At 64.3% G+C, this 23,136-nt stretch carries 24 protein-coding genes; 14 read left to right on the forward strand and 10 right to left on the reverse strand.

The window, feature by feature from the left end:
* The first annotated feature begins 16 nt into the window (after positions 1–16).
* A complete protein-coding gene (locus K3174_RS04200) occupies positions 17–988 on the forward strand; it encodes a glutathione S-transferase family protein (protein WP_221555900.1) in 972 nt (323 codons plus the stop codon).
* A complete protein-coding gene (locus K3174_RS04205) occupies positions 985–1,935 on the forward strand; it encodes a DMT family transporter (RefSeq protein WP_221555901.1) in 951 nt (316 codons plus the stop codon). The genes K3174_RS04200 and K3174_RS04205 overlap by 4 nt, the downstream gene beginning before the upstream one ends.
* 4 nt (positions 1,936–1,939) lie before the next feature.
* Here the strand turns inward: K3174_RS04205 and K3174_RS04210 are convergent, their stop codons facing one another.
* From K3174_RS04210 to K3174_RS04220, 3 genes are all read right to left on the reverse strand, one after another.
* Positions 1,940–2,557, reverse strand: coding sequence for an HD domain-containing protein (locus tag K3174_RS04210; protein WP_221555902.1), 618 nt, complete (start codon positions 2,555–2,557; stop codon positions 1,940–1,942).
* A gap of 52 nt (positions 2,558–2,609) precedes the next feature.
* Positions 2,610–3,176 carry a helix-turn-helix domain-containing protein gene (locus K3174_RS04215; protein ID WP_221555903.1) on the reverse strand — a complete coding sequence of 189 codons (567 nt, stop codon included), beginning with the start codon at positions 3,174–3,176 and terminating at the stop codon, positions 2,610–2,612.
* A 62-nt stretch (positions 3,177–3,238) separates the two neighbouring features.
* Positions 3,239–3,880, reverse strand: coding sequence for a DJ-1/PfpI family protein (locus K3174_RS04220; RefSeq protein WP_282099669.1), 642 nt, complete (start codon positions 3,878–3,880; stop codon positions 3,239–3,241).
* Positions 3,881–4,029: 149 nt separating this feature from the next.
* Between K3174_RS04220 and K3174_RS04225 the strand changes: the two genes are divergently transcribed.
* Positions 4,030–4,566 carry a TetR/AcrR family transcriptional regulator gene (locus K3174_RS04225; RefSeq protein WP_221555906.1) on the forward strand — a complete coding sequence of 179 codons (537 nt, stop codon included), beginning with the start codon at positions 4,030–4,032 and terminating at the stop codon, positions 4,564–4,566.
* Between the two features lie 97 nt (positions 4,567–4,663).
* Here the strand turns inward: K3174_RS04225 and K3174_RS04230 are convergent, their stop codons facing one another.
* Positions 4,664–5,992: a tyrosine-type recombinase/integrase gene (locus tag K3174_RS04230; protein WP_221555908.1), complete on the reverse strand. Its 1,329-nt coding sequence runs from the start codon at positions 5,990–5,992 to the stop codon at positions 4,664–4,666.
* Positions 5,993–6,362: 370 nt separating this feature from the next.
* Between K3174_RS04230 and K3174_RS04235 the strand changes: the two genes are divergently transcribed.
* Together K3174_RS04235 and K3174_RS04240 are read left to right on the forward strand one after the other, a co-directional pair.
* Positions 6,363–7,403: a diacylglycerol/lipid kinase family protein gene (locus K3174_RS04235; RefSeq protein WP_221555910.1), complete on the forward strand. Its 1,041-nt coding sequence runs from the start codon at positions 6,363–6,365 to the stop codon at positions 7,401–7,403.
* Positions 7,400–8,296 (forward strand): hypothetical protein, encoded by an 897-nt coding sequence (locus K3174_RS04240; protein ID WP_221555911.1) that lies wholly within the window; start codon positions 7,400–7,402, stop codon positions 8,294–8,296. Before K3174_RS04235 ends, K3174_RS04240 begins: the two co-directional genes overlap by 4 nt.
* Here K3174_RS04240 and K3174_RS04245 read toward each other — a convergent pair.
* Entirely contained in the window at positions 8,287–8,784 is a 498-nt protein-coding gene (locus tag K3174_RS04245) for a DUF2141 domain-containing protein (RefSeq protein ID WP_221555913.1), read from the reverse strand. The two genes, K3174_RS04240 and K3174_RS04245, sit on opposite strands and share 10 nt — an antisense overlap.
* A gap of 276 nt (positions 8,785–9,060) precedes the next feature.
* Between K3174_RS04245 and rpe the strand changes: the two genes are divergently transcribed.
* The 3 genes from rpe to purH are packed head-to-tail and all read left to right on the forward strand — an operon-like array spanning position 9,061 to position 13,176.
* Positions 9,061–9,723, forward strand: a complete 663-nt coding sequence (gene rpe, locus K3174_RS04250; RefSeq protein ID WP_221555916.1) for a ribulose-phosphate 3-epimerase — start codon at positions 9,061–9,063, stop codon at positions 9,721–9,723.
* Positions 9,720–11,582 (forward strand): heparinase II/III family protein, encoded by a 1,863-nt coding sequence (locus K3174_RS04255; RefSeq protein ID WP_345719580.1) that lies wholly within the window; start codon positions 9,720–9,722, stop codon positions 11,580–11,582. Before rpe ends, K3174_RS04255 begins: the two co-directional genes overlap by 4 nt.
* A 7-nt stretch (positions 11,583–11,589) precedes the next feature.
* The gene (gene purH / locus K3174_RS04260) at positions 11,590–13,176 is read left to right on the forward strand and encodes a bifunctional phosphoribosylaminoimidazolecarboxamide formyltransferase/IMP cyclohydrolase (RefSeq protein ID WP_221555925.1); all 1,587 of its coding nucleotides are present in this window, start codon (positions 11,590–11,592) and stop codon (positions 13,174–13,176) included.
* A 15-nt stretch (positions 13,177–13,191) separates the two neighbouring features.
* Here purH and K3174_RS04265 read toward each other — a convergent pair whose 3' ends face one another.
* The gene (locus K3174_RS04265; RefSeq protein WP_221555927.1) at positions 13,192–14,007 is read right to left on the reverse strand and encodes an META domain-containing protein; all 816 of its coding nucleotides are present in this window, start codon (positions 14,005–14,007) and stop codon (positions 13,192–13,194) included.
* A gap of 142 nt (positions 14,008–14,149) precedes the next feature.
* Between K3174_RS04265 and K3174_RS16975 the strand changes: the two genes are divergently transcribed.
* The 6 genes from K3174_RS16975 (at position 14,150) to K3174_RS04290 (ending at position 19,074) form a co-directional block, all read left to right on the forward strand.
* The gene (locus K3174_RS16975; protein ID WP_282099671.1) at positions 14,150–14,281 is read left to right on the forward strand and encodes a hypothetical protein; all 132 of its coding nucleotides are present in this window, start codon (positions 14,150–14,152) and stop codon (positions 14,279–14,281) included.
* Positions 14,278–14,958: a peptide-methionine (S)-S-oxide reductase MsrA gene (gene msrA, locus K3174_RS04270; protein ID WP_221555930.1), complete on the forward strand. Its 681-nt coding sequence runs from the start codon at positions 14,278–14,280 to the stop codon at positions 14,956–14,958. The genes K3174_RS16975 and msrA overlap by 4 nt, the downstream gene beginning before the upstream one ends.
* Positions 14,959–14,995: 37 nt before the next feature.
* Positions 14,996–15,463 (forward strand): Fur family transcriptional regulator, encoded by a 468-nt coding sequence (locus tag K3174_RS04275; RefSeq protein ID WP_221555932.1) that lies wholly within the window; start codon positions 14,996–14,998, stop codon positions 15,461–15,463.
* Positions 15,464–15,542: 79 nt separating this feature from the next.
* Complete coding sequence (gene dxs, locus K3174_RS04280) at positions 15,543–17,465, forward strand: 1-deoxy-D-xylulose-5-phosphate synthase (RefSeq protein ID WP_221555934.1); 1,923 nt, start codon at positions 15,543–15,545, stop codon at positions 17,463–17,465.
* The gene (locus K3174_RS04285) at positions 17,462–18,280 is read left to right on the forward strand and encodes an alpha/beta hydrolase (protein WP_221555936.1); all 819 of its coding nucleotides are present in this window, start codon (positions 17,462–17,464) and stop codon (positions 18,278–18,280) included. Before dxs ends, K3174_RS04285 begins: the two co-directional genes overlap by 4 nt.
* Positions 18,277–19,074, forward strand: coding sequence for a crotonase/enoyl-CoA hydratase family protein (locus tag K3174_RS04290; protein ID WP_221555938.1), 798 nt, complete (start codon positions 18,277–18,279; stop codon positions 19,072–19,074). The genes K3174_RS04285 and K3174_RS04290 overlap by 4 nt, the downstream gene beginning before the upstream one ends.
* On the opposite strand, the gene K3174_RS04295 is transcribed toward K3174_RS04290, so the two are convergent.
* The 4 genes from K3174_RS04295 to K3174_RS04310 form a co-directional block, all read right to left on the reverse strand.
* Entirely contained in the window at positions 19,075–19,749 is a 675-nt protein-coding gene (locus tag K3174_RS04295) for an NnrU family protein (RefSeq protein WP_221555940.1), read from the reverse strand.
* Positions 19,750–19,827: 78 nt separating this feature from the next.
* Positions 19,828–20,364 (reverse strand): FKBP-type peptidyl-prolyl cis-trans isomerase, encoded by a 537-nt coding sequence (locus tag K3174_RS04300; RefSeq protein WP_247711872.1) that lies wholly within the window; start codon positions 20,362–20,364, stop codon positions 19,828–19,830.
* On the reverse strand, positions 20,354–21,727 hold the full coding sequence (locus K3174_RS04305; RefSeq protein ID WP_221555942.1) for an amidohydrolase family protein: 1,374 nt from the start codon (positions 21,725–21,727) through the stop codon (positions 20,354–20,356). The genes K3174_RS04300 and K3174_RS04305 overlap by 11 nt, the downstream gene beginning before the upstream one ends.
* Positions 21,724–23,106, reverse strand: a complete 1,383-nt coding sequence (locus K3174_RS04310; RefSeq protein ID WP_221555944.1) for an amidohydrolase — start codon at positions 23,104–23,106, stop codon at positions 21,724–21,726. Before K3174_RS04310 ends, K3174_RS04305 begins: the two co-directional genes overlap by 4 nt.
* Between the last annotated feature and the right edge of the window lie 30 nt (positions 23,107–23,136).

The raw sequence follows: 23,136 nt of genomic DNA on the forward strand, positions 1-23,136 counted from the left end.
GAACGGGAGAGCAGGCATGGGACAACTCGTCGACGGGCGCTGGCAACCGGACCGTCTCGTCAGCACCGACAGCTCTGGCCGCTTCCATCGCGCGCCCTCGCCGCTGCGCAACTGGATCACCGCCGACGGGCGAGCCGGTCCGACCGGAGAGGGCGGGTTTGCGGCGCAGGCCGGGCGCTACCACCTTTACGTCTCCTACGCCTGCCCGTTCGCGCACCGCGCGCTCATTGTTCGCAGCCTGATGGGGCTCGAGGAGACGATCGGGGTGTCCTTCACGCACTGGCTGATGGGAGAGGACGGCTGGAGCTTTGCCCCTGCCAGCGACAGCATTCCCGGCGACCGGCTGTTCGGGGCCCGACACCTTTATGAGATCTACCAGCGCTCCGACCCGCAGTTCACCGGGCGGGTGACCGTCCCGGTGCTCTACGACCGCGAGCGCGACCGCATCGTCAGCAACGATTCAGGCGATATCATGCGCATGCTCGCCGGCGTGTTTGCGAAGCCGGACGAAACGCCCGAGTTCATTCCTGCCGGGCGCGAAGCAAGGGCAGACGAACTCGGCGCCTGGCTGCAGGAGCGCGTCAATGGCGGCGTCTACCGCGCCGGCTTCGCCACGACGCAGGAGGCCTACGAAGAGGCTGTCACGGCACTGTTCGAAGCGCTCGATGCGCTCGAACAGCGCCTTTCGCAGCATGATTTCCTGTTCGGGAACGAACCGAGCGAGCCGGACTGGCGGCTGTTGCCCACGCTGCTGCGGCTCGACCTCGTCTACCACGGCCACTTCAAATGCAATCTCAGGCGCCTGGCTGACTATCCGGCGCTCTCGGCCTATGCCCGCACGCTTTATCGCTGGCCCGGAATCGCGGCGACCTGCAATTTCGAGCACGCCAAGCGGCATTATTTTGCAAGCCATCGGCACCTCAACCCGGCCGGGATCGTCCCGCTCGGTCCCGATGAGCACAGCCTGCCATGGGCGGATCCGCGATGAACGATCCGGTGCAGGCGCGCACACGCGAAGACGGGCTGCTGGTCCCACTGCTTCTGCTGCTGGCGACGGGCGCGCTGCTCGGGCTCTCAACCATTCTCGCCAAGCTCGCGCCCGATGCGGGGCTCGCGCCGTCCGCCTTTCTTTGCTGGGCGGTCGCGGGGGCGGCGGTGCTCCTTGCAGGCGAGCGCATCGCCTCGGGCCATGCGCTTCCGGCGACGCGCCAGACGCTCGAATATTATGCCATTGCCGCGCTGGTGAGCCTTGCTGCCCCCAACTTCATCTTCTTCGCCGCGGTTCCGCGCATCGGAGCGAGCTTCGTCGCGCTGGCGATCGCCTTTCCTCCCCTGCTTACCTATGCGGCGGCGGTCGCGCTCAGGATGGAGCGCTTCGATGGCCGGCGCGCGGCAGGGGTCGCGCTGGCGCTGGCTGGCGCCGGGCTGATCGCCTGGCTCAAGCTGGTGGTTCCCGATGCCGGGACGGGCTGGATCCTTGCAACGCTCGCCGGGCCAGTCCTGCTGGCGATCGGCAACATCTATCGCAGTCTGCGCTGGCCGGCCGGTGCGCGCCCGGAGGAACTCGCTCCGGGCATGCTGCTCGCGGCAGCGGCGATGCTTCTCCTCGCCGGACTGCTCATTCCCGGCCTTACGCTCGGCGTGCCGCAGAATGCCAGCGCGCTCGGCCTCGTTGCAGCGCAGGCGTTCGCCTTCGCAATCCAGTATCGCCTGTTCTTCATCCTCCAGAAGCGCGGCGGACCCGTGCTGCTGAGTCTGCTCGGCTCGGTCGGCGCGATCGTCGCGGTGCCGGTCGCGGTGCTTGCGCTCGGTGAAGACGTTCCCCAGGGGTTTGCGACTGGAGCGCTTCTGATCGCGCTGGGCATCGGGCTGGTGGCCGGACGCTCGAAGCGCGGCGCAGCGATCCACTTCAAGTCCGATCAGGCGACGCGATGATGCGTCATGCGCAAGGCTGACCCTTGTCCGGCGTCTGCAGCTCCGCAATCCGGGCGCGCGTTTCGGTATCGAGCATTGCCCGCAGTTCGCGGGTCAGGGGGTGGCGGTCGGTGTAGCGGCGCCCGTATCCGAGATTGAACTGATAGTCGAAGCCTGGCGGATTGCGCCCAAGCAGATGCTGGTACATCGTCTCGAGCTTGTCGAATGCCTTGGCAAGCACAGCCTCGCCCGTTTCGCCGGCAGCATATTCATCCCACAGCTTCATCATCCGCTCCTGGAGGTCTCCGGGCAGGACATTGCACAGTTCGCTCATGTCGCGCCGCTCGCGCGCGGCGCGGTCCGGATCCGCCTGCTGCTCGGTTGCCGGGACGTCGCCCGAAAGTGCTTCGCCCAGATCATGAATGAGGCAAAGCTTGAGCAGATGCGCGAGGTCAATCTCGCCAAGCGCATCCTCGAACAGCATCACCATCAGCGCCAGACGCCAGCTATGCTCGGCGGTGCTTTCCTGCCTGCCCTGGCTGGTAATCCCGCTGCGCAGCGTGTCCTTCAGCCGCTCCGTCGCCTGCACGAAGGCGATTACCGATTGCAGTCTTGCGCGGGGGAGTTCGGTTTGATCAACCATAGCGTAGCGGTAAAACCTTCGCGCAGGCCCCGAAACCCACAGAATATCTTATTCAGTGCGGCGCCATCTGCTCGACCAGCCTGGCGTGACCGCCCGTGGCAAGGGTGATGCGCGTCCAGCGCACCTTGCCTTGCGGGATGGAAAGCTCCGGGCAGCTGAATGCGTCGGTCTGAAACTCGATTTGCGAGGTGCTTTCTTCAAACCATCCGAGTGATGGCAAGTCCGCTTCAGCGTTGATGATCGAAGGCGAGGCGAAGGGCCACAAGGAACGGCCTTCGAGCTCGGCGAGCGATGAACGCCACTGAGCGAGGCGCGCGGGCGAGGCAGCGAGAAGGCGGTGCGAGAGGTCGCAGATCAGATGGACAGGGTTTTGCGAGCCTGCCACGAGACGGCACAGGGCCCTGTCGGCGACCGATGCCGGTCTTGCGCTCAACAGATCGATCACGAGCGATTGTGCACGCGGATCGAGTTCGGTGGCACCTGCTTCGAACCGCGACAGGGCGGGCTGCGAGATCCCGAGCCGTTCAGCAAGATCGATCTGCTTGATCCAGTTGAGCCGGCGCCAGCGGCACAGCGCCTTGCCGAGGCTGCGAGAGTTTCGGTGCGGCAGAGGTGGCATGGGCAGACCCTCATCCCGTTGACGACTATCGTCAAGACCGGCGAAGTCGCACTCGGCCGCTCCTATTGCTGAAACACAGCCTCGGTCATCGTTCTTGCCGTGCGAAGCGTTTTTTCGTCGGCAAGTTCGGGACGCCCGGTACCGAACGGCGGCTGCGGCGCATATTCCAGCACCAGCTCGAACAGGCGTCCGGTGTCATCGCCAAACCAGTGCGCCGCGGTCGCCAGGCCGAAGTCGATCCCGGCCGTGATCCCGCCGCCGCTGATGCGGTTGCGATCGATACACACGCGCTCTTCGGAGACATCGATTCCATAACCTGCGAGCATCTCGCGAGCACCCCAGTAGGTCGCGGCGCGATAGCCATCGTAGAGACCGGCCGCCGCCATGATCAGCGACCCGGTGCAAACGGAGGTGATCCAGGACGCCCGTTCGCCGCGCGAGCGAAGGAAGTCCTGGATGCGGGGATCGGCGGCGGCGTCGAGTGCGGGCTTGCCGCCGCCGCCAACGAACAGCACATCGGGGGCTTCCCATGCATCGCCAAAGCTGTGGGTTGCCGTCACCGGCAACCCACAGTCAGTTGCGACCCGAAGGTCTTGAGGAGCGACGTACTGGATCTGCACGTCGGGGAGGAAGCTCCACACCTGGGTCGGCCCGACAAGGTCGAGCAGAGTCATGCCTTCATAGCAAAGTGCGACAATTTTCATCCGAAGGACTCGAACCCTCCCTTTGTGGACTATATAGTACAGAAATGGTGCGCACAGTCCAGATGGTATATGGCCAGGTGATGAATCCTTCGCACTCCGAAGCGCGCGGGCGCCCGCGCTCGTTTGACACAGAGGCGGTCCGCGCCCGGATGGCCGACACGTTCTGGGTCGGTGGCTATGAGGGGACGTCGCTCGACCGGGTCAGCGAGGCGACGGGATTGTCGAAATCAAGCCTCTACGCCGCCTTCGGCAACAAGGAGGCGATGTACGTCGACGCGATGCGACATTTTGCCGAAGAAATGCGCAAGCTGGTCGAACCAGCGCTGCGCCAGGCCGGCACATTGCGCGAACGGCTCCTGCATGCCCACGAACTGTCGATCGCGCACTACCTCTCCGAAGGCCCCGGGCGCGGCTGCCTTATCCTGTGCACCGGCCCCGCGGCGGCGGCGGGCAATCCTGTCATTGCGGCCGAATTGCGCGCCATCTTCGGCAGCGTCGAGGCGTTGATGATCGAGGTGTTTTCAGCCGATCGCGCACAGCTGCGCAAAGGCGTTGCACCACAGGACGCCGCGCTGCTTGCGATTGCGCTGCAACATGCGCTGGCTGACCGCGCTCGCGCAGGCGCTCCGGCCCCCGAACTGCTCGATTTCTCGCGGCGCTCTGTCGCTGCTATGCCCTGGGCCTGACTTAGGGTCTGTTCGTCTACGATGTTCAAGCGATGCTGCGGTACATTGCGCATGGGGGCATGTTCTCGTCCCGCCGACACCATCATGCCGGAGAATGTTATGACATTCGGCGGGGATCCTGGTCCGATAGGAATTCACCCATCGCCTTGCGCCGACTGGCGCGATCGAGGGCGCGTGCAGCCTGCTGGAAGCGGGCTCCGTCGAGCATGGCTCCGACGTAGCTCGAGATCATGTCCGCGGCCGTGATCAGTGTCGCGTCGAGAACGTGTATATATCGACTAGTGATCGATCCCTTGGCGTGGCCGAGCAGCGCCGCGATAGTCACTTCAGTATATCCCAGATCATTACCGATACTGGCGAAGCTGTGACGCAGGACATGGGCGGTGACGCCTTCCAGCGGCGTGCCGTCCAGCATGGTCTTCCACTGCCGCGGAAAGCCCCCGAAGGCGGTATCGTCTTTGTATCCGGGGAACACATAGCTCCCTATCGCCAATTCTCGCTGCGCCTCGAGCAGTTCGACCACGGGCAAGCCGATCGGGCGGATTGATCGACCTTCCTTACTCTCCGACAGGCGCAGGCAGCTTCCCTCGAAATCGACGTCGCACCATTTGAGGTTGATGATCTCGCTGCGGCGGCAGCCGGTGAGCGCGATGATCCGTATGATCTCGGTCGTTGGCCAGAATTGCCCGTTCTCCTTCGCTTCTTCAAGCAGCCTCCCAAAGATACCGTATTCGACCTCGCTCAGGCGCCGCTCGCGTACCTTGTACTTGGGCTTCTTGATTCCGTGCGCCGGGTTCCGTTCGATCACACCCAAATCGATGGCATAAGTTAGTATCCCGCCAATGAGCCCAAGCGTCCGGGTTGCTGTACCCGGGCCGCCTTTCACGATGGACTTGCCTCGCAGCTTCTTGGTCTTGACGATGATCCGGGAGCGTCCGGCCATGATGTCGCGCATGATCTTGACCATGTCGGCGCGGGTGAGATCCTTCACGCGGCGTGAACCGATCAGAGGGATAACGTGCCGCCTGATCCTGCCGATGTCTGTATCGATGGTGGACTGCTTCTTCGGTCTACCGCCCTTGCCAAGGATCAGACCGTCCTCAAGATCCCTGATGTAGCGCTCGCACAGTTGCCTGACGGTCATTGCCTGATGATCTTCGATTCTTTCCTCGGCGGGATCGTTGCCGGTCGCTACGCGCCCGAGTTGCGCCTTCGCCTCTCGCCGTGCGGTCTCTGCGGTCCATACGCCGTGTGAACCGATCGTCAGGCGCCGCGATCGTCCGCGCTGCCGATACTGAACAAGATAGCTTCGTCTGCCTGATGGGAATACACGCAAGCCGAAACACGGTAGCTCTTCGTCCCAAAGTATGTAATCTGTCGTTCTCGTGGTCGCTGCTTCGACAACGCGCTTGGTAAGTTTAACCATGGCGAACTCCGTCTCGGAGCCCCTGATTTCTCGTAAGCGTGACGGCATCACGCGGTGGAAAGTCGGGGCGTAAACGCGGATACGCCAGCGAAAATCGAATCGTAACTAAATTGCTTTGAAACAGTAGCTTAGAGTAGAATTTCGTAGTCTGGCGTACTCCTTTTGTACCCCCTCCGAAGGCAGAGGCCACAGGTTCGAATCCTGTCGGGTGCGCCAACTTTCTAGCCGGACCCGTTCAGCATTGCGCCAGCCAGCGCGATACACCGATGTTTAATCGGCCGCGAGCCGCAAGAATGCTATGCGGCACCATTACAATTTGAAGAAAATATCCTACGTAGCGTTCCCAGGCGGCGATTGAGGCAACAGGTTAATGGATCGAGTAATCTACAATTTCGAAAGCCTGCCCGTCCGGCAAGCCGCGATACGGGTCCCCAAGCGCCGTTCGGTATACCGCGCCCGCCATGCCGCTTCCGGCCCGCGGATCGGGATCATCTACAATCCGCGCAGCCATCGCAACAAGGGACAGGACCTCGCCTGCACCGGGGCCGACAGCATTGCCGTCGCCCAGCCGCGCAGCCGGGACGAAATCGCGCATGCACTGGCCGGCTTTGCCCGCGACGGGATCGATTTTCTCATCATCAATGGCGGCGACGGCACGGTGCGCGACGTATTGACCATGGGGCAATCGGTCTTCGCCGATCGCTGGCCTGCCATCGCCGTTCTGCCCAAGGGCAAGACCAATGCGCTGAATGTCGATCTGGGTGCGCCTGCCGACTGGACGCTGGAAGGGGCGATAGCGGCCTATGCGTCGGGCCGTCGCGTCGTGCGTCGGCCGCTTGCGGTGAGCCGCGATGGGCACGATGAACCGGCCATGCTCGGGTTCATTTTCGGGGCGGGCGCGTTCACCCTTGGTATCGATGCGGGGCAGGATGCGCACTCGCTTGGCTTCTTCAACAGTCTCGCCGTGGGTGCCGCAAGTGTCTGGGGCGTTCTCCAGGCCTTGTTCGGAACCGATCGGAACAAGTGGCGTCGCGGCACGGAGATGCGTCTCCACCACCTGCCGTCGGGCGACGCGGTTGAGCATTCCGGCCATGGCGATACTGCGCGGCGCAGCGTCATGCTGACGTCCACGCTCGAAACCATGCCGATGGGGATCCAGCTGTTCGGCGAGCCCCGCCACGGCCTCAAGCTGGCCTTGCTGGACCGTCCGCGCAGGCGGCTTCTTGCCTTGCTGCCCGTAATTCTGATGGGATGGCGGCCGCAATGGCTGGCCGAGGCCGGTCTCCACCAGCTCGATGCCGAGGGTCTTGCGGTCGACGTGGCCGAGCCGGTGATTCTCGACGGCGAGGCCTTCCCGCCCGGCCGCTACAGGATCGAGCAGGGACCGGAACTCACTTTCATCAGCGCGTGAGCGACGCCCTCGCGCAGCGGATCGGCGCGGCGCTCGACCGTCCGGTGCGCGACGAAGTCGTGGCCTATGCGAAGCTGCTGGGCGAAGAGGCCGGCGCGCTCGCCGTGCTGTTCTACGGTTCGAACCTGCGCACCGGATCGCTCGACGGCGTGCTCGACTTTTACGTCCTGCTGCCGGGACCCCAGCAAGAGCGAATCTGGCCGCGCGTCAGCTATCGTGAGTGGGACCATGCGGGCACGCGGCTGCGCGCCAAGATCGCCACCATGTCGCTTGCGCAATTCGCCCGCGCTGCCAGCGGCAAGTCGCGCGATACGACGATCTGGGCGCGGTTCGTCCAGCCATCGGCGCTCGTCTGGGAGGCAGGCGAAAGATCCCGCGCGCAAGTGTCGGAAGCCCTTGGCGCGGCGGCGATCACGGCGAGTCGCCTCGCGGCTGCGGCCGGTCCGAACAGTGGCACGCCCGAAGACTATTGGAGCGCGCTGTTCCGCGCGACCTACAAGGCCGAATTTCGGGTCGAGAAGCCAGGACGCGAGAACGCGATCCTCGACGTCAACGCGGACCATTTCGATGGGCTTCTGCCCCTTGCCTGGCAGGCTGCCGGTATCAGCTTCGAACGCCGGGACGATCTACTCCGGCCCACACTGAGCGAAGTCGATCGGGCGCGTATTCTGAGCTGGTGGAAGAGGCGCGCACGGCTGGGCAAACCGCTCAACCTGCTGCGCCTCGCCAAGGCAACGACAACCTTCGACGGCGCGGCCGACTATGCCGCGTGGAAACTCCAACGCCACACCGGAATTGCGTTGGAGGTCACGCCGTTCCGGGCGAAGCATCCCCTGCTCGCAGCGCCGGGAGCCTTGATCGAACTGTGGCGCAGGCGGCGCGTTCAGCGGTAGCGCATGCGGATCGAGATTGCCTCGACGCCCGGGCCGACGTTGAAGGCAACCTTCTTGTAGCTCGGCTTGCCGAGATTGAAGATGTTGATGCTGGGGTTGTTCGACATTGCGCCGCCATCGGCGAAAATGTCCGTATCGCCATTGCCGTTGACGTCGTGGCGCGCGGCTATGCCGTAGGTGCCGGGTTTCGGTACCGGCATGCAGAAGGTCATCGAGCCCGCCCTGGCCGGGGCCTCCATCCGATAGATCCACTTGCCCTTTTCAAGCCAGTCATCCTTGGTACCGCGATAGCTCTGCACGCGCATCGTGCCGCTGCTTTCCTTGATGCCGGTAATCGTCACGCGCACGGCGGGGCCGTTGCCTGCCGCGCATTTGGAGGCATCGTTGGTGATTTTCTGGCGATACTGCGCTTCTGCCGGTGCTGGCGCCGCGAGTGCCGTCAGGGCAAGCGCAGCGATGCCGGTGACGGCAACGAAAGTGCGATTCATATTGAGTGATCCGTCTTCAACTGCATGCGATCCGGCGCCGTGGCAACCGGGCGTATGGGATCTTTCATCCCCGTTATGCCGACCGTTTTAACAGATTGCGGTGAATTGCGGCTGAATTTTCGACGCAACCATCATTCAGGCTGACCGATTTCCAAGGAGCGAGCGTTCGACGTGCGCGGTCAATGTGGAAAAGGCCCTTCGCCTCGCTTGTTAACTCTCCTTTCGCGCGCGTAGGGCTGACCGAGGCTCACACGCGACCAAGGCAAAAGCGCCCGCATGACGACCCCGCTGATTTCTCCTTCGATTCTATCCGCCGATTTCGCTGCGCTGGGCGAGGAAGTGCGCGCCATTGATGCGGCCGGTGCGGACTGGATCCACGTCGATGTGATGGACGGGCATTACGTGCCGAATATCACCATCGGTCCGGCCGTGGTGAAGGCGCTGCGTCCGCATACGGCAAAGCCCTTCGACGTTCATCTGATGATCGCCCCGATCGACGCCTATCTGGAGGAATTTGCCGAAGCCGGGGCCGATATCATCACCGTGCATCCCGAAGCGGGGCCGCACATCCATCGCACGCTGCAGGCGATTTCCGCTCTTGGCAAGAAAGCGGGCGTGGTCCTCAATCCCGGCACGCCGGTGGAGACGCTCGACTATATTCTCGAAGACGCCGATCTCGTGCTGGTGATGAGCGTGAACCCGGGTTTCGGCGGGCAGAGCTTTATCCATTCGCAGCTCAGGAAGGTCGAAGCGATCCGCAAGCGCATCGATGCGCTGGGCAAGCCGATCCATCTCGAGGTCGATGGCGGCGTCAATGCCGAAACCGCGAGGTTGTGCGTCGATGCGGGGGCTGACGTACTGGTCGCCGGGTCGGCGACGTTCAGGGGCGGGCCCGCGCGGTACGCAGCGAACATCGCCGCGCTGAAGGGACAATCGTGACGAAGGGCGCGCACACCCTCCTGCGTGACGGTGCATCCCGCCCGGAAGCATCCGACGCGCCCGCGCTGCCCCTTTCAGGCACGGACGAACCGCTCGTCGAGAAGGCTGTGCGCAATATGTCCGAAACCGTCCCGCTCGAACCGGCGCGAACACTGGTCCTCGCCGATTTCCAGCCTCCCCGGACCGGACCGGTCGATGGCATGGTGCGGTTGGCCTACCGGCTCGGTGTGCCCGGATCGATGCTTGCGGCACCGCTGCGCAAGCCGGCCGCGCCGCGCCTGCTGGCGACCGTAGTCAGTCCCCTGGCGGGCGAGCGCGCTGCCGGTGTGGCGCTTCGGGCCGGGCAGTTTCTGATTCACGGGCTCAAGGTCCCGATCGGGAAAGTCGATTTCGCCAGCAACGCCCCGCTGACCCCGCCCGTCCAGCGCGCGGTGCAGGGGTTCACCTGGCTGCGCGATCTTGGAGCCTGCGCCCCGCGAGAGGATTGCGCCGGGATCGGGCAGGAACTGGTCGCGCGGTGGCTCCGCGCCAATCCCGGTCCCGCCAGAGGGCCGGCCTGGACGGTCGAACATGCCGGGCTGCGCCTGCTCGCCTGGCTGGTGAACGCGCCGCTGGTCCTGTCGGGCGATGCGAGGGCGCGTGCCCGGACTCTGGAGGCGATGGAGGCGGCGGCGCGTTATCTCGATCGACAGGTCGCCCGCGCCGAGGACCGGCTGGGGCAGGTGGCCGGCTGGTGCGCCATCGTTGCCGCCGGTCTGCTGCTGCCCGATGGCCGTCCGCGCCGCCTCTTCGGCGAAGCGGGCCTGTTGCGCGCGCTGGGCGAACTGGTCAGCGAGGATGGCGGAGTGCTGTCGCGCAGCCCGCTCGCGCAGATGGAAGCGATTGCGCTGCTGATCGACCTGCGCGCCTGTTACGAGGCAGTCGATCGCGATCCGCCGCCCGCGCTCGAAACCATGCTCGGCCTGCTGGTGCCGCCCCTGCTTGCCGTGCGCATGAGCGATCGTGCACTGGGCAGTTGGCAGGGCGCCGGCGCGACCTCGGCGGAGCGCGTCGACGCCTTGGTCGAGGCGAGCGGCATCCGGACGCGTCCGGGCAAAGAAAGCAGGCACTGGGGCTATCAGCGGGCCGATGCGGGCAAGGCCGTGCTGGTGCTCGATGGCGCGCCGCCACCGCGTGCAAGGCATGCGCGTCATGGCTGCGCTTCCACGCTGGCCTTCGAATTCTCGCATGGCGAGCAGCGGATCGTCGTGAATTGCGGCGGGGCGGAACTGGCGGGTGGTCAAGTCCCCGTGCGGATCGAGCAGGGCCTGCGCGGCACGGCGGCGCATTCCACGCTGGTGCTCGACGATGCCAATTCGACCGCCGTCCTGATCAAGGGGCAGATCGGCAAGGGGGTCGAGGAAGTCGACATTGCGCGTACCTTGGTGCGGCAGAAGGGCTGCGATGCCGTGCGGCTCGAAGCCTCGCATAACGGCTATGCCGCACGCTATGGCCTGATCCACCGGCGAACCCTGCTGCTCGGCGCGGACGGCACCGGCCTGTCGGGTGAGGATGTGCTCGAACCCTCCGGTCGGCAGGGCAAGCGCGGCAAGATCGGTTTTGCGATCCGGTTTCATCTCGGGCACGGTATCGAAGCGGGCCTGGCAGATGACTTGCGCGGCGCGGGATTGGCTTTGCCCGATGGAAGCTACTGGCAATTCCGGCTCGGAGGCGATAGCGGCGAGGCGCAAATCGCGATCGACGACAGCCTCTGGGTCGACGGGCAGGGCCGCCCGCGGGCAACCCAACAGCTGGTCGTCGAAGGACTGACATCGCGCAGCGGGGGACGCTTTCCCTGGCTGCTCAAACGCATGGGATAACCGATACGTGACGGATGTAACGATCAAGCGGGCACTGCTTTCAGTGTCCGACAAGACCGGCTTGGTGGAACTAGGCAAGGCGCTCGCGGCGGGAGGCGTCGAACTGGTTTCGACCGGGGGCACGGCGAAGGCGCTGCGCGACGCCGGGCTCGATGTCCGCGATGTGTCCGACCTGACCGGCTTTCCCGAAATGATGGACGGGCGCGTGAAAACGCTCCACCCGATGGTCCATGGGGGTCTGCTCGCCGTGCGCGACAATCCCGACCATGCCGCCGCGATGGACGAACACGCTATCGGTGCGATCGATCTCGTCGTCGTCAATCTATATCCCTTCGAAGCGACCGTGATGCGCGGCGCCGGTCGCGCCGAAATCATCGAGAACATCGATATCGGCGGGCCTTCGATGGTGCGCAGCGCCGCCAAGAACCACCAGTTCGTCACTATCGTGACCGACCCTGCGGATTATGAAACCCTGCTGGGCGAGCTGGCGACAAGCGGCGCGACATCGCTCGACTTCCGCCGCAAAGGCGCGGCCAAGGCTTTCGCTGCCACCGCGGCTTACGACAGCATGATCAGCCAGTGGTTCGCCTTCGCCGACCAGCAGCAGCTCTTCCCCGATTTTCTGGCGGTCAACGGCAAGGCCCCGGTCGAACTGCGTTACGGCGAAAACCCGCACCAGAAGGCGGCACTTTACAAGCCGGCCGGCCCGCACGGCCGCGGTATCGCCCAGGCCGAGCAATTGCAGGGCAAGGAACTCAGCTACAACAATTACAACGATGCCGATGCCGCGCTGGAGCTGTGCGCCGAATTCGCTGGTGGCGATCCGGCGGTCGTGATCGTCAAACACGCCAATCCCTGCGGTGTTGCGCAGGCGTCGACGCTGCTCGGGGCATGGAATGAGGCGCTTCATTGCGACAGCGTATCGGCCTTTGGCGGGATCGTTGCGGTCAATACCGAACTCGACGGGCCGACTGCCGAGGCGATCTGCGAAATCTTCACCGAGGTCGTCATCGCGCCATCGGTTAGCGCAGAGGCCAGGGCGGCCTTCGCGAAGAAGAAGAACCTGCGGCTCCTCGTTACCGGCGACTTGCCCGATCCGCGTCGCGCCGGGCTGCTGGTCAAGCCGATCACCGGCGGCCTGCTGGTGCAGACGCGCGACAATGGCGCGATCACCGGGGCCGATCTCAAGATCGTGACCCAGCGCGAACCGACGGACCGGGAACTCAAGGACTGCCTGTTCGCCTGGACCGTGGCACGCCACGTCAAATCGAACGCCATTGTCTATGCCAAAGACGGTGCGACGGCCGGCATCGGCGCGGGCCAGATGAATCGCCGCGATTCCAGCCGCATCGCTGCGATGAAGGCAGTCGAAGCGGCCGAGACATATGGCTGGGATCAACCCCGCACGGTCGGCAGCGCCGTCGCCTCGGATGCATTCTTTCCCTTTGCCGACGGGCTTCTTGCCGCGGCGGGAGCGGGCGCGACCGCAATCATTCAGCCCGGCGGGTCGATCCGCGACGACGAGGTAATCGCCGCGGCGAACGAGAAAGGCCTCGCCATGGTGTTCACGGGGATGCGTCACTTCCGCCATTGAGAACGCGGTTCAGGGTTATTCCATGCGGGCGAGATCGATCTCGCGAGCTCCTTCTAGAATTGCCCGGTCGTCGCCGATCAGCCGATAGCCGGTTACCGAAGCAAGGGCGCCGAACAGATTGCCTTCGGCCTGCATCAAGGTTTGCTCGCATCGCATCTGCGTTGCGGTAATGGTGCCGATCGAAAGCTTGCCCGGCGCGGGTGACGACCAGGTCGCGCCGCCGCCATTGCAGCCCGCGCTGGCACCGAACCAGTTATAGCCGACCGAAATGCTGGCGGGTTGCGGCCCGGTCCATGCCTGACCGTCGATCAATACCACCCGCCATTCGCCTTCCAGTGCCGGCACCGGGCCGACCGGCCGCCGAAGATATGCGGTGCTGCCATTGCTCGCCGTCAGTTCGAGCCTGTTATTGGCGGGTTTGGACCAACCTCTTGCCGAATCGATAAAATCGGCGAGTGCCCGTTCGAGTGCCGGCGCTTCTGGCGACGAATATTTACCGATCCGCACCGCTTCGCGCCGCCAGGTGCGCAGCGAACCGTCCGCTCCGGCCTCGTAAAAGGCGGGGTGCCCGCCCCCGCAGCCGGCCTCGTGGCTAAAGAACTGGCCGCTCTGGAAATTCACGATGCCCAGCTTCGCCGGGAAGGCGAGATCGTCGATCCGGACGACTTCCCATTGGCCGTTCAATGCGTTCTCGGGATCGATCTTATCCATCGTCGACCCCGGTGCGCCATCAGGGACGGTAGCGCGCTGGGTTGGCGGCGGGGTGGGAGCCTCCGCCTGATTGCAGGCAAACAGGAGCAGACCCGGCAAGAGAATTGGGAATACGCGCATCTCGGTCTCCGGTGGAGAACGCCCGGCAAGCGGGTTCGGCTCCTGCCTTCGTTACCTGAACGCAAGGCAACTTGCATATTAAGCACGTTGCAAGAGGCGCGGTTGTAACCATTTGGGCAAGGATAACGAAAGACTTTCCATCATGACCCTCTTTACCCCCGACCTTTATCGCAATTTTGGCATCGGTTTCGGTGTCGGCGCCGTCGCCGTAGTTCTGTTCAATAGCGGCGACATCCTGTCCGCCGTGCCGCAAATGATCGCCGCGATCCTGTGACACGGCTGAGCGCGACACTTGCCGGTGCCGTGCTCTTGCTGGCGGTGTCCGGCTGCCAGCAACCCGCGATCGCTGCCGAATCGGTTGTGAACGCCCCTCAGGCAAAGCGCATCGCCAGGGAAAGCGGGTTGAAGACCGCGATCTTCGCAGGCGGCTGTTTCTGGGGCGTCGAGGCCGTATTCAGCCACGTGAAGGGCGTGAAGAGCGCCGTTTCGGGCTATCACGGCGGGACGGAACGCCAGGCGGACTACAAGCTGGTTTCCAGCGGTGTTACGGATCACGCCGAAGTGGTGAAGATCACCTACGATCCCAAGGTCATCCGCTACGACCAGTTGCTGCGCATCTTGTTTTCCGTGGTAGCCGATCCGACTCAGCTGAATCGCCAGGGTCCGGATACCGGCGCGCAATATCGCATGGCCATCGTGCCGATGTCCGCGGAACAGAATACGGTCGCCAAGGCGTATATTGCGCAATTGAAGGCGGCGAAGCTGTGGTCCAAGCCCATCGTCACGCGGATCGAACGGGCGCAGGCGTTCTATCCTGCCGAAACCTACCATCAGGACTTCATGCTCAAGAACCCCCGGCACGGCTACATCGTCCGGTGGGACGCCCCCAAGGTGAAGGCTCTGAAGGCAATGTATCCGGGCGTCTATTCGGCCAGCTTCCAGCGCGACTAGCTTGCGCCAGGACGCCCTGCGTCCTACCTCTTGCGGCATGGCCGGACATGCACATGCTCACAAGGAACACGAAGGCGACGACCTGATCAGGGCCGCCCGTAACACGCTTACGGACAGCGGCGAGCAATGGACGGGCATGCGCCAGTCGGTGTTCGAGGAGCTTGCCCGACACGAAAAGCCGGCCAGTGCCTACGATATCGCGGACAATCTGTCGCAATCGCGCGGCAAGCGTGTCGCTCCGAACAGCGTCTATCGCATTCTCGACCTGTTCGTGCGTACCAATCTCGCCAACCGTATCGAGAGCGCGAACGCCTATCTCGTCAACACGCATCCGGGCTGCCGTCACGATTGCATTTTTCTGATCTGCGACGATTGCGGCAAGGCCACGCATATCGACGACGACCGTGTGACCGGCGCCTTGCGTGCCGCGGGCAAGGATGCCGGCTTTACCGATGTGCGTCCGGTCGTCGAACTGCGCGGTTTGTGCGACGATTGCGCCAGTTGAATTCCAGCGCCGAACTGTTCCCCGCCATCGTCCAGGCGTTTATCGACAGTTTCGTTCTGCCGGTGTAGAGCGGTACGCTATGACAAGTCGCCCCAAGACGCCGTTGCTCGATACGGTCAATACTCCCGACGACCTTCGCAAGCTGAAGAAAGACCAGCTTCGCCAACTTTCCGACGAATTGCGCGCCGAAATGATCGACGCTGTCGGCACTACGGGCGGACATCTGGGATCGGGTCTCGGCGTGGTCGAACTGACCACCGCGATCCACTATGTCTTCGATACGCCGACCGACAAGCTGGTGTGGGACGTCGGCCACCAGTGCTATCCGCACAAGATCCTGACCGGGCGGCGCGATCGTATCCGGACCTTGCGACAGGGTGGAGGGCTGAGCGGTTTCACCAAGCGCGCAGAGAGCGAATACGACCCCTTCGGCGCGGCACATAGCTCGACCTCGATTTCGGCAGCGCTGGGCTTCGCCCTGGCCAAGAAGATGCAGCAGCTCCCCGGACGCGGCATCGCGGTCATCGGCGATGGCGCGATGAGCGCGGGCATGGCCTATGAAGCGATGAACAATGCCGAACAGGCGGGGAACCGGCTGGTCGTCATCCTCAACGACAACGACATGTCGATTGCGCCGCCGGTCGGCGGTCTCAGCGCCTATCTGGCCCGCATGGTATCGAGCAGCGAATATCTCGGCCTGCGCTCGATGGCGTCGAAGATCGCCAGGAAAATGGGCCGCCGCGTCTGGGGCGGGCTGGAGAAGGCCGAGGAATACGCCCGCGGCATGGCCACCGGCGGGACGTTGTTCGAGGAATTGGGCTTCTATTATGTCGGTCCGATCGACGGACATAATCTCGACCACCTCATTCCGGTTCTCGAGAATGTGCGCGATGGCGAACAGGGCCCGGTGCTGATCCATGTCGTCACCAAGAAGGGCAAAGGCTACGCACCGGCCGAAAACAGCGCCGACAAATATCACGGCGTCGCCAAGTTCGACGTCGTCACAGGCGAACAGAAGAAGTCGAGCGGGGGCCCGCCCGCCTATCAGAACGTCTTCGGCGAAACCCTCGCGAAGATTGCCGACAGCGATCCGCGGATCTGCGCCATCACTGCCGCGATGCCCAGCGGCACGGGGGTCGACAAATTTGCCAAGGCGCACCCCGACAAGGCGTTCGACGTCGGCATCGCCGAACAGCATGGCGTGACCTTTGCCGCCGGTCTTGCGGCAGAAGGCATGCGACCCTTCGCCGCAATCTATTCCACCTTCCTCCAGCGTGCCTACGACCAGGTGGTGCACGATGTGGCGATTCAGAACCTGCCGGTGCGCTTCGCGATCGACCGCGCGGGGCTGGTCGGCGCGGACGGCTGCACGCATGCCGGCTCGTTCGACATCACCTACCTCGCCACACTGCCCAACTTCGTGGTGATGGCCGCCGCCGACGAGGCGGAGCTGGCCCATATGACCTATACCGCCGCCGAATATGACGACGGCCCCATCGCCTTCCGTTATCCGCGCGGCTCGGGCACCGGTGTGGCGATCCCGGACCGGCTCGAGAAGCTGGAAATCGGCAAAGGGCGGATCGTGCGCGAAGGCTCGAAAGTGGCGATCCTGTCGCTCGGCGCGCGGCTGGAAGAGGCCAAGAAGGCGGCGGACCAGCTGGAGGCCAAGGGGCTGTCGGCGACGGTCGCCGATCTGCGCTTCGCCAAACCGCTCGATACCGCCCTGATCGAGCGTCTGATGCGCAGCCACGAAGTGGTTGTGACGGTCGAGGAAGGTGCCGTCGGCGGCCTCGGTGCGCATGTCCTGACCTTCGCTTCGGACCAAGGGCTGACCGATGCCGGGCTCAAGGTGCGCACTATGCGCTTGCCCGACATGTTTCAGGATCAGGACGATCCGGCGAAACAGTATGACGAAGCCGGTCTCAATGCGCCGCATATCGTCGATACGGTCTTGTCGGCGCTGCGCCACAACAGTGCGGGCGTGGAAGAGGCGCGGGCTTGAGCCGACCGATCCGCGTCGGCATGTGGATTCTCGTCTTCTTCGCAACAGCTTATCTGGCTGTCCTTGCGATCCTCTGGAGCCAGCAAGAGCGTTTCATTTATCCCGCCCCTCGCGCAATCGGCCCTACTACCGGCGGCTTCGAAGAGATCGCCTACCGGACCGACGACGGCCTGTTGCTGAATGCCGGCTATCGACCGAGCCGGGCTGGGTCGCCGACGATACTCTATTTCCATGGGAATGGTGCCGACTGGGTGTCGAGCGTCGTGGCGACAGACCGTCTCGTTCCCGAAGGTTATGGCGTGCTGGCAGCGGAGTATCGCGGCTATCGCGGAAATCCGGGCAATCCAAGCGAGGAGGGCCTCTACCGCGATGGTCGTGCGGCGATCGACTATCTGAAGCAAAACGGCCTTGCCGAGCAGGATATCGTGATAATCGGCAATTCCATCGGTTCGGGTGTGGCCGTTCAGATGGCACGCGAGATCGAGCCGATGGCCCTTGTTCTTGTTTCTCCATTCTCGAGCCTTGCTGGCCTTGTCGCGGAGAAATTTCGCTGGCTTCCGACCAGCCTGCTCCTGCGTGATCGTTACGACAACGCCGCCAAGCTTGCCGATATTCGCAGCGATATCCTTATCCTGCACGGTGATGCGGACAGCCTGATCCCATACGATCACGCGCAACGCCTTGCGGCGGCCAACCCACGTGCAAAAGTAAAGATTTTCCGCGGTGCGGGACATGATCTGGCGTGGCACGACGTCGCCGAGGAGGCGGTCCTTAACTTCCTCGGAGAGCGGACCTATTCGGAGGGAACTCAATGAGCCTGCTGACCATCGACACCGCCGACCACGTCACTACACTCACCCTCAACCGGCCCGAGACGATGAACCCGCTCGGCGCAAAGGGCGACGGAGACGAGTTTGCCGCCGCCTGCGATGCCATCAATACCGATATGAATGTGCGCTGCGTGATCCTCACAGGTGCTGGGCGGGCGTTCAGCGCCGGCGGCGATATCAAGGCGATGAAGGAGCGGACCGGGACCTTCGGTGGGACTGCGCCCGAGATTTCCGACGGCTATCGCAACAACATCCACAAGGTGCTGCGCGCGCTTTACGGCCTGCGCGTCCCGCTGATCGCGGCGATCAACGGACCGGCGATCGGGCTGGGCTGCGACCTCGCCTGCCTTGCCGACATGCGGATCGCCAGCGATCGGGCGAAATTCGGCGTCACCTTCCTCAAGCTGGGCATCATTCCCGGCGATGGGGGCACCTGGATCCTCCCGCGCATCATCGGCGAGGCGCGCGCGGCCGAGCTGTTCTACACCGGCGACGTGATCGACGCACCGACCGCGATCGATTGGGGGCTCGTCAGCCGGGTGGTCGCGGGCGATGCGCTGATGGACGAAGCGCGGGCGCTTGCCGAAAAGGTCGCGGCCATGCCGCCGCATGCCCTGCGCCATGCCAAGAATCTGATGCGGCAGGGGCGCTCGGTCACCTACGATGCGGCGCTCGAGATGGCGGCCAACACCCAAGCGCTGATGCATCTGACCGATGATCATAGGGAAGGGATCGACGCCCTGCTCGAAAAACGCGCGCCGACCTTCGGCGGGCGGTAGTCAGAGCCACCGCAACACGCCTGCAGGTATGCCTGCCGCACTCATGTGCCAGTAGCTGATGCCGAGCCAGGCGGCGATGGCGATGGCCCACAGGATAACGCCTGCGCCCGGCAGTCTGCCCCAGCGCGGCCAGTAGCTCGTCTTCGCTTCCCATTCGGTCCAGGCCGGCCCCATCAGCGCTTCTTTCTTGCGGTCCTGCATCCGCGCCCCGACCAGGGCGAGCGAGAGTATCGCTCCGGCGACGAACATCGTCCGCCAGCTCCAGAACAGGACGATATGGGAGATCGCCCACAGCGCGAAGCCCCACATCATCGGGTGCCGGGTCACCGCGAAGACGCCGGCCGGTTCGCGCGCCGCGAGTTTCTCGGCACCCGGCGCCGGCAGGGCAGGGTTGCCTATCAGCGATCCGACGAACAGCACCAGCGCGGGCAAGGTGAGGACGGTGGCGGCGATCCAGCCGATATCGCCGCTCCCGCCCAGATCCGCTGTCGGGGCGGCGGCGAAGGCGAAATACATCCATGCCATGCAGGCGGCGGCGACCAGACTGTATGCGAACATGAAGCCGGTCTCTCCCAGCATCCCGACAAGCGGCCGGCGCAAGGGATGCGACAACGCGAAATGGGTGCCGACGAAGGCCAGCGAAGCGGCAAGCAGCGAAATCAGGGCCTGATCCATGACGCACTCCTATGTTTACAATGTCAACATACGTATCACATTGCCGCCGCTTTGCAAGCGCGAGCGCCTGCCGCCTGCCTATTCGGCGGTTTCGATGCCTAGAAGCTTGACCTTGAACAGCAGCGTCGCACCGCCGGGAATGGGCCCCTTGCCGGTGGCACCATAGGCCAGGTCGGCGGGGGCGGCGATCTCGATCGTGTCGCCTACACCCATCTCTGGTATCGCCATCTGCCATGCCTTGACCAGCCGGCCGAGCGGAAAGGTGGCGGGTTCGCCCCGGTCGAACGAGCTGTCGAAGGTCTCCCCATCGATGAAGGTGCCGGCGTAATGCACGGTTACCGTATCCTCGACGCTGGGCTTTTCATCGCTGCCGGCGAATTCGACATAGCGCCAGCGCAGCCCGCCTGACATGACGCGCCATCCGCCCGCGGCATCGAGCTTGGTGAGATAGGCCTGCTGGGCGCTCATCCAGGCGATGTCCTGCGAACGGTCGGGCGGCGTATCCTGCGCCGACAGCGTGTGGAACCCCACCGCCGCTGCCGCCGCGCCAAGAGCGAGCAAAGTCGTGCGCATGTCTTTCATGTCCTTATCCGTGCCCGATACCCTACCAGTCATAGGCCTTGGGCAGGTCGCTGAGGTCGAGATCGCGATAACGCTCCCGCAAGCGGCTCTGGTGGCTGTCGAGCGGCTGCTCGATCCCGTCGATGAAGACCTTCACCGGCACCGAGCCGACCTCGAGCGGGTCGCCGTCCCAGATCACCAGATCACCCGTCGCGCCCGGCGCCAATACGCCCGCCTTACCGCCCATCCCGCTGATCGCGGCAGGCACCGAACTGATCGCGGCAAAGGCCTGTCCCCAGCTGAGCCCGTCGGCCCCCGGGATGCGGGTCAGCGCAACGAGATTGCCGGCATACTGGTTGAGATTGCGTGGATTCTCCATCGCCGCGGCGTTGATCGCCACGCGTACCCCGGCCTTGACCATGCGCCCGATATTGCTCTGCGTCGAACCCAATTCCTCGAAATTCTGTGGCAGGTCGTCGAGCCCGTCGGCGATCACCGGAACATTGGCTGCGGCGATCTCGCTCGCCACCAGCCAGCCCTCGCTCGCGCCGACCAGCACAAGGTCGAGATTCGGGAATTCTCGTGTCAGCGCCAGCGTGCTGCGGATGTCCGAAGCGCGTTCCACATAAACGTAGAGCGGCTGTTCTCCGCGCAGGACGGGCACCAGCGCCGCCGCATCGAAACGGGTCAGCAGCACGTCGTCGGCGCGGTCGGTATCGCGACCGGTCATGCGCGGGTCGATCGGCATATCGTCGCCGGTGCGGATCTCGCCGCGTGTACTGCGCCCGGGGATTCGCGCGTCGTCGCCATAGCTGCCCGCTTCGCGCAGGGCGTTGCGCAGCAGCGTATGCGTGGCTGCGCGGCTGCCCCCCGCCAGGCGTCCGCCATATTCGCCCAATGCCACCACCTGGAACGCGCGGGGGCGGGTGACGGCGTTCGGATCGGCGCCGAGATCGATCATCGCGCCTTGCCCGCCGAAGATCGAACTAGCCGGCAAGGTCACGGTCGCGGCGCGAGTGATGCCCGCCGAACGATGCACCAGAATATGTTGCGAAGACGGGTTCACCACCGGGGCCACGTCGAGCGCAGCGCTGAATGGCGAATCGCCGGCGCGCGTATCGTTCGATTCGCTGACCGCGCCGACATCCCACAGGCCAAGCGAGGTAACGGTCGCAAAGATGCCGGGCGTGACCCAGGTGTCACTGCCGTCCAGCACCTGCATTCCGGCGGGAACGGCAATGCCGGTTCCGGCAGCGACAATCTTGCCGCCGCGCACGATCACGGTCGCGCCCTCGACCGGTTCGGAGCCGTCGCCCGTAGCGACGGTCGCATTGGTGATGGCCACATCCTGCGCCGTGGCGGGCGCGGCCGAGGCGAGCGCGAGAAGGCTCGCGGCAATCGTCAGGGCGCGCCTCATTTCACGTCTCCTTCGCCGGGCTGGCCGAGCTCGAAATCGCTCACCGGACGCCGTTTGCGGTCCGTCGCATCGAACATCAATGCACCATCGACCCAGACCTTTTCAGGCCGGGAATAGACGGACAGCGGATCGCCGTTCCACAGCACGACATCGGCCATTTTCCCCGGCTCGAGGCTGCCGGTCATCTCGCCAATGCCCATCGCCTTCGCGGCGTTGTAGGTGAACCAGCCGACCACTTCCGCGTCGGGAATGTCGACTCCCACGCGTCGGCCCGCGGCCTGCGCCTTGGCAGCTTCCTGATTGAGGCGCTGGATGCCGTTGACATCGTCGGAATGGATGACTACGCAGGCGCCCTCGCGCTGAAGGAAGGCCGCGTTTTCGAGGATACCGTCATAGGCTTCCATCTTGAAGCCGTACCAGTCTGCCCAGATCGCGCTGCACACGTCGTTCTCGCGCAGCAGGTCGCCGATCTTGTAGGCTTCTACGGCGTGATGGAAGGCGGTGACCTTGTAGCCCATCTCCTTGGCCATATCCATGACCAGCGCCATCTCGTCCGCGCGGTAGCAGTGGTTGTGGACCAGGATTTCGCCATCGAGCACGCCCTTCAGCGTCTCCTTGCCGAGATCGCGTTTCTTGCCGTCATAGGCCTGCGCATCGAGCCACATCTGCCGGTTGACCGCGAAATTGCCCATGCGGGTCGACGGCATGCGGCCCTTGCCGCCGTAGACGCGCTTGGGGTTTTCCCCGCAGGCCATCTTCATGCCGTAGGGCGCGCCGGGAAATTTCATCCCCTGCACCGTGCGGGCGGACACGTTCTTGAGCGTGACCGAGCGCCCACCGGTCAGGTTGGCCGAACCCGGCAGGATCTGCAGGCTGGTCACCCCGCCATTGGCCAGCGCGCGGGTGAAGCCGGGATCCTGCGGCCAGACCGAATGTTCGGCCCAGACTTCGGGCGTCATCGGGCTGGTCGCCTCGTTACCGTCGGAATGCGCTTCGACGCTCGGCGTGGGGTAATCGCCGAGATGCGAATGGATGTCGATCACGCCGGGCGTCACGAACTTGCCGCCGCCGTCGACGACATCGTAGCCTTCGGTCGAAAGCGATGCGTCGCCGATCGCGGCTACCTTGCCGTCGCGGAAAAGCACGGTGCCATTGTCGATTCGCTTGCCGCGTCCGTCATAGACGGTGGCGCCGACCAGTGCAGTTGGCCGGCCGGGATAGGGGCGATAGGTGGACGGGAAGGGGGCATTGCCGTCCGCGCCGACGGGAGCGTCCCAGTCTTTCGACGAAACCGAAGCCGTGTCGCCATCGTCACCGGTGGTCGTGCACCCGGCCATCGCGAATGCGGCGGCACAGGCAAGCAAGGCGTATTTTGTCATGAATCCCCCAAAGCAGTCGGGCCGGAGCAT

It is taken from the genome of Qipengyuania qiaonensis, assembly GCF_019711515.1.
In the GTDB taxonomy this organism is placed as follows: Bacteria; Pseudomonadota; Alphaproteobacteria; order Sphingomonadales; family Sphingomonadaceae; genus Qipengyuania; species Qipengyuania qiaonensis.

What these genes read in the sequence shown, in the direction of transcription:
- rpe (WP_221555916.1), top strand. Translation starts at nt 9,061, where the DNA reads ATGACGACCCCGCTGATTTCTCCTTCGATTCTATCCGCCGATTTCGCT.
- K3174_RS04225 (WP_221555906.1), top strand. Translation starts at nt 4,030, where the DNA reads ATGGCCGACACGTTCTGGGTCGGTGGCTATGAGGGGACGTCGCTCGAC.
- K3174_RS04220 (WP_282099669.1), bottom strand. Translation starts at nt 3,880, where the DNA reads ATGAAAATTGTCGCACTTTGCTATGAAGGCATGACTCTGCTCGACCTT.
- K3174_RS04265 (WP_221555927.1), bottom strand. Translation starts at nt 14,007, where the DNA reads ATGCGCGTATTCCCAATTCTCTTGCCGGGTCTGCTCCTGTTTGCCTGC.
- K3174_RS04290 (WP_221555938.1), top strand. Translation starts at nt 18,277, where the DNA reads ATGAGCCTGCTGACCATCGACACCGCCGACCACGTCACTACACTCACC.
- K3174_RS04230 (WP_221555908.1), bottom strand. Translation starts at nt 5,992, where the DNA reads ATGGTTAAACTTACCAAGCGCGTTGTCGAAGCAGCGACCACGAGAACG.
- K3174_RS04310 (WP_221555944.1), bottom strand. Translation starts at nt 23,106, where the DNA reads ATGACAAAATACGCCTTGCTTGCCTGTGCCGCCGCATTCGCGATGGCC.
- K3174_RS04205 (WP_221555901.1), top strand. Translation starts at nt 985, where the DNA reads ATGAACGATCCGGTGCAGGCGCGCACACGCGAAGACGGGCTGCTGGTC.
- K3174_RS04210 (WP_221555902.1), bottom strand. Translation starts at nt 2,557, where the DNA reads ATGGTTGATCAAACCGAACTCCCCCGCGCAAGACTGCAATCGGTAATC.
- K3174_RS16975 (WP_282099671.1), top strand. Translation starts at nt 14,150, where the DNA reads ATGACCCTCTTTACCCCCGACCTTTATCGCAATTTTGGCATCGGTTTC.
- K3174_RS04275 (WP_221555932.1), top strand. Translation starts at nt 14,996, where the DNA reads ATGGCCGGACATGCACATGCTCACAAGGAACACGAAGGCGACGACCTG.
- K3174_RS04305 (WP_221555942.1), bottom strand. Translation starts at nt 21,727, where the DNA reads ATGAGGCGCGCCCTGACGATTGCCGCGAGCCTTCTCGCGCTCGCCTCG.
- K3174_RS04245 (WP_221555913.1), bottom strand. Translation starts at nt 8,784, where the DNA reads ATGAATCGCACTTTCGTTGCCGTCACCGGCATCGCTGCGCTTGCCCTG.
- K3174_RS04300 (WP_247711872.1), bottom strand. Translation starts at nt 20,364, where the DNA reads ATGACTGGTAGGGTATCGGGCACGGATAAGGACATGAAAGACATGCGC.
- K3174_RS04200 (WP_221555900.1), top strand. Translation starts at nt 17, where the DNA reads ATGGGACAACTCGTCGACGGGCGCTGGCAACCGGACCGTCTCGTCAGC.
- K3174_RS04295 (WP_221555940.1), bottom strand. Translation starts at nt 19,749, where the DNA reads ATGGATCAGGCCCTGATTTCGCTGCTTGCCGCTTCGCTGGCCTTCGTC.
- K3174_RS04235 (WP_221555910.1), top strand. Translation starts at nt 6,363, where the DNA reads ATGGATCGAGTAATCTACAATTTCGAAAGCCTGCCCGTCCGGCAAGCC.
- dxs (WP_221555934.1), top strand. Translation starts at nt 15,543, where the DNA reads ATGACAAGTCGCCCCAAGACGCCGTTGCTCGATACGGTCAATACTCCC.
- K3174_RS04215 (WP_221555903.1), bottom strand. Translation starts at nt 3,176, where the DNA reads ATGCCACCTCTGCCGCACCGAAACTCTCGCAGCCTCGGCAAGGCGCTG.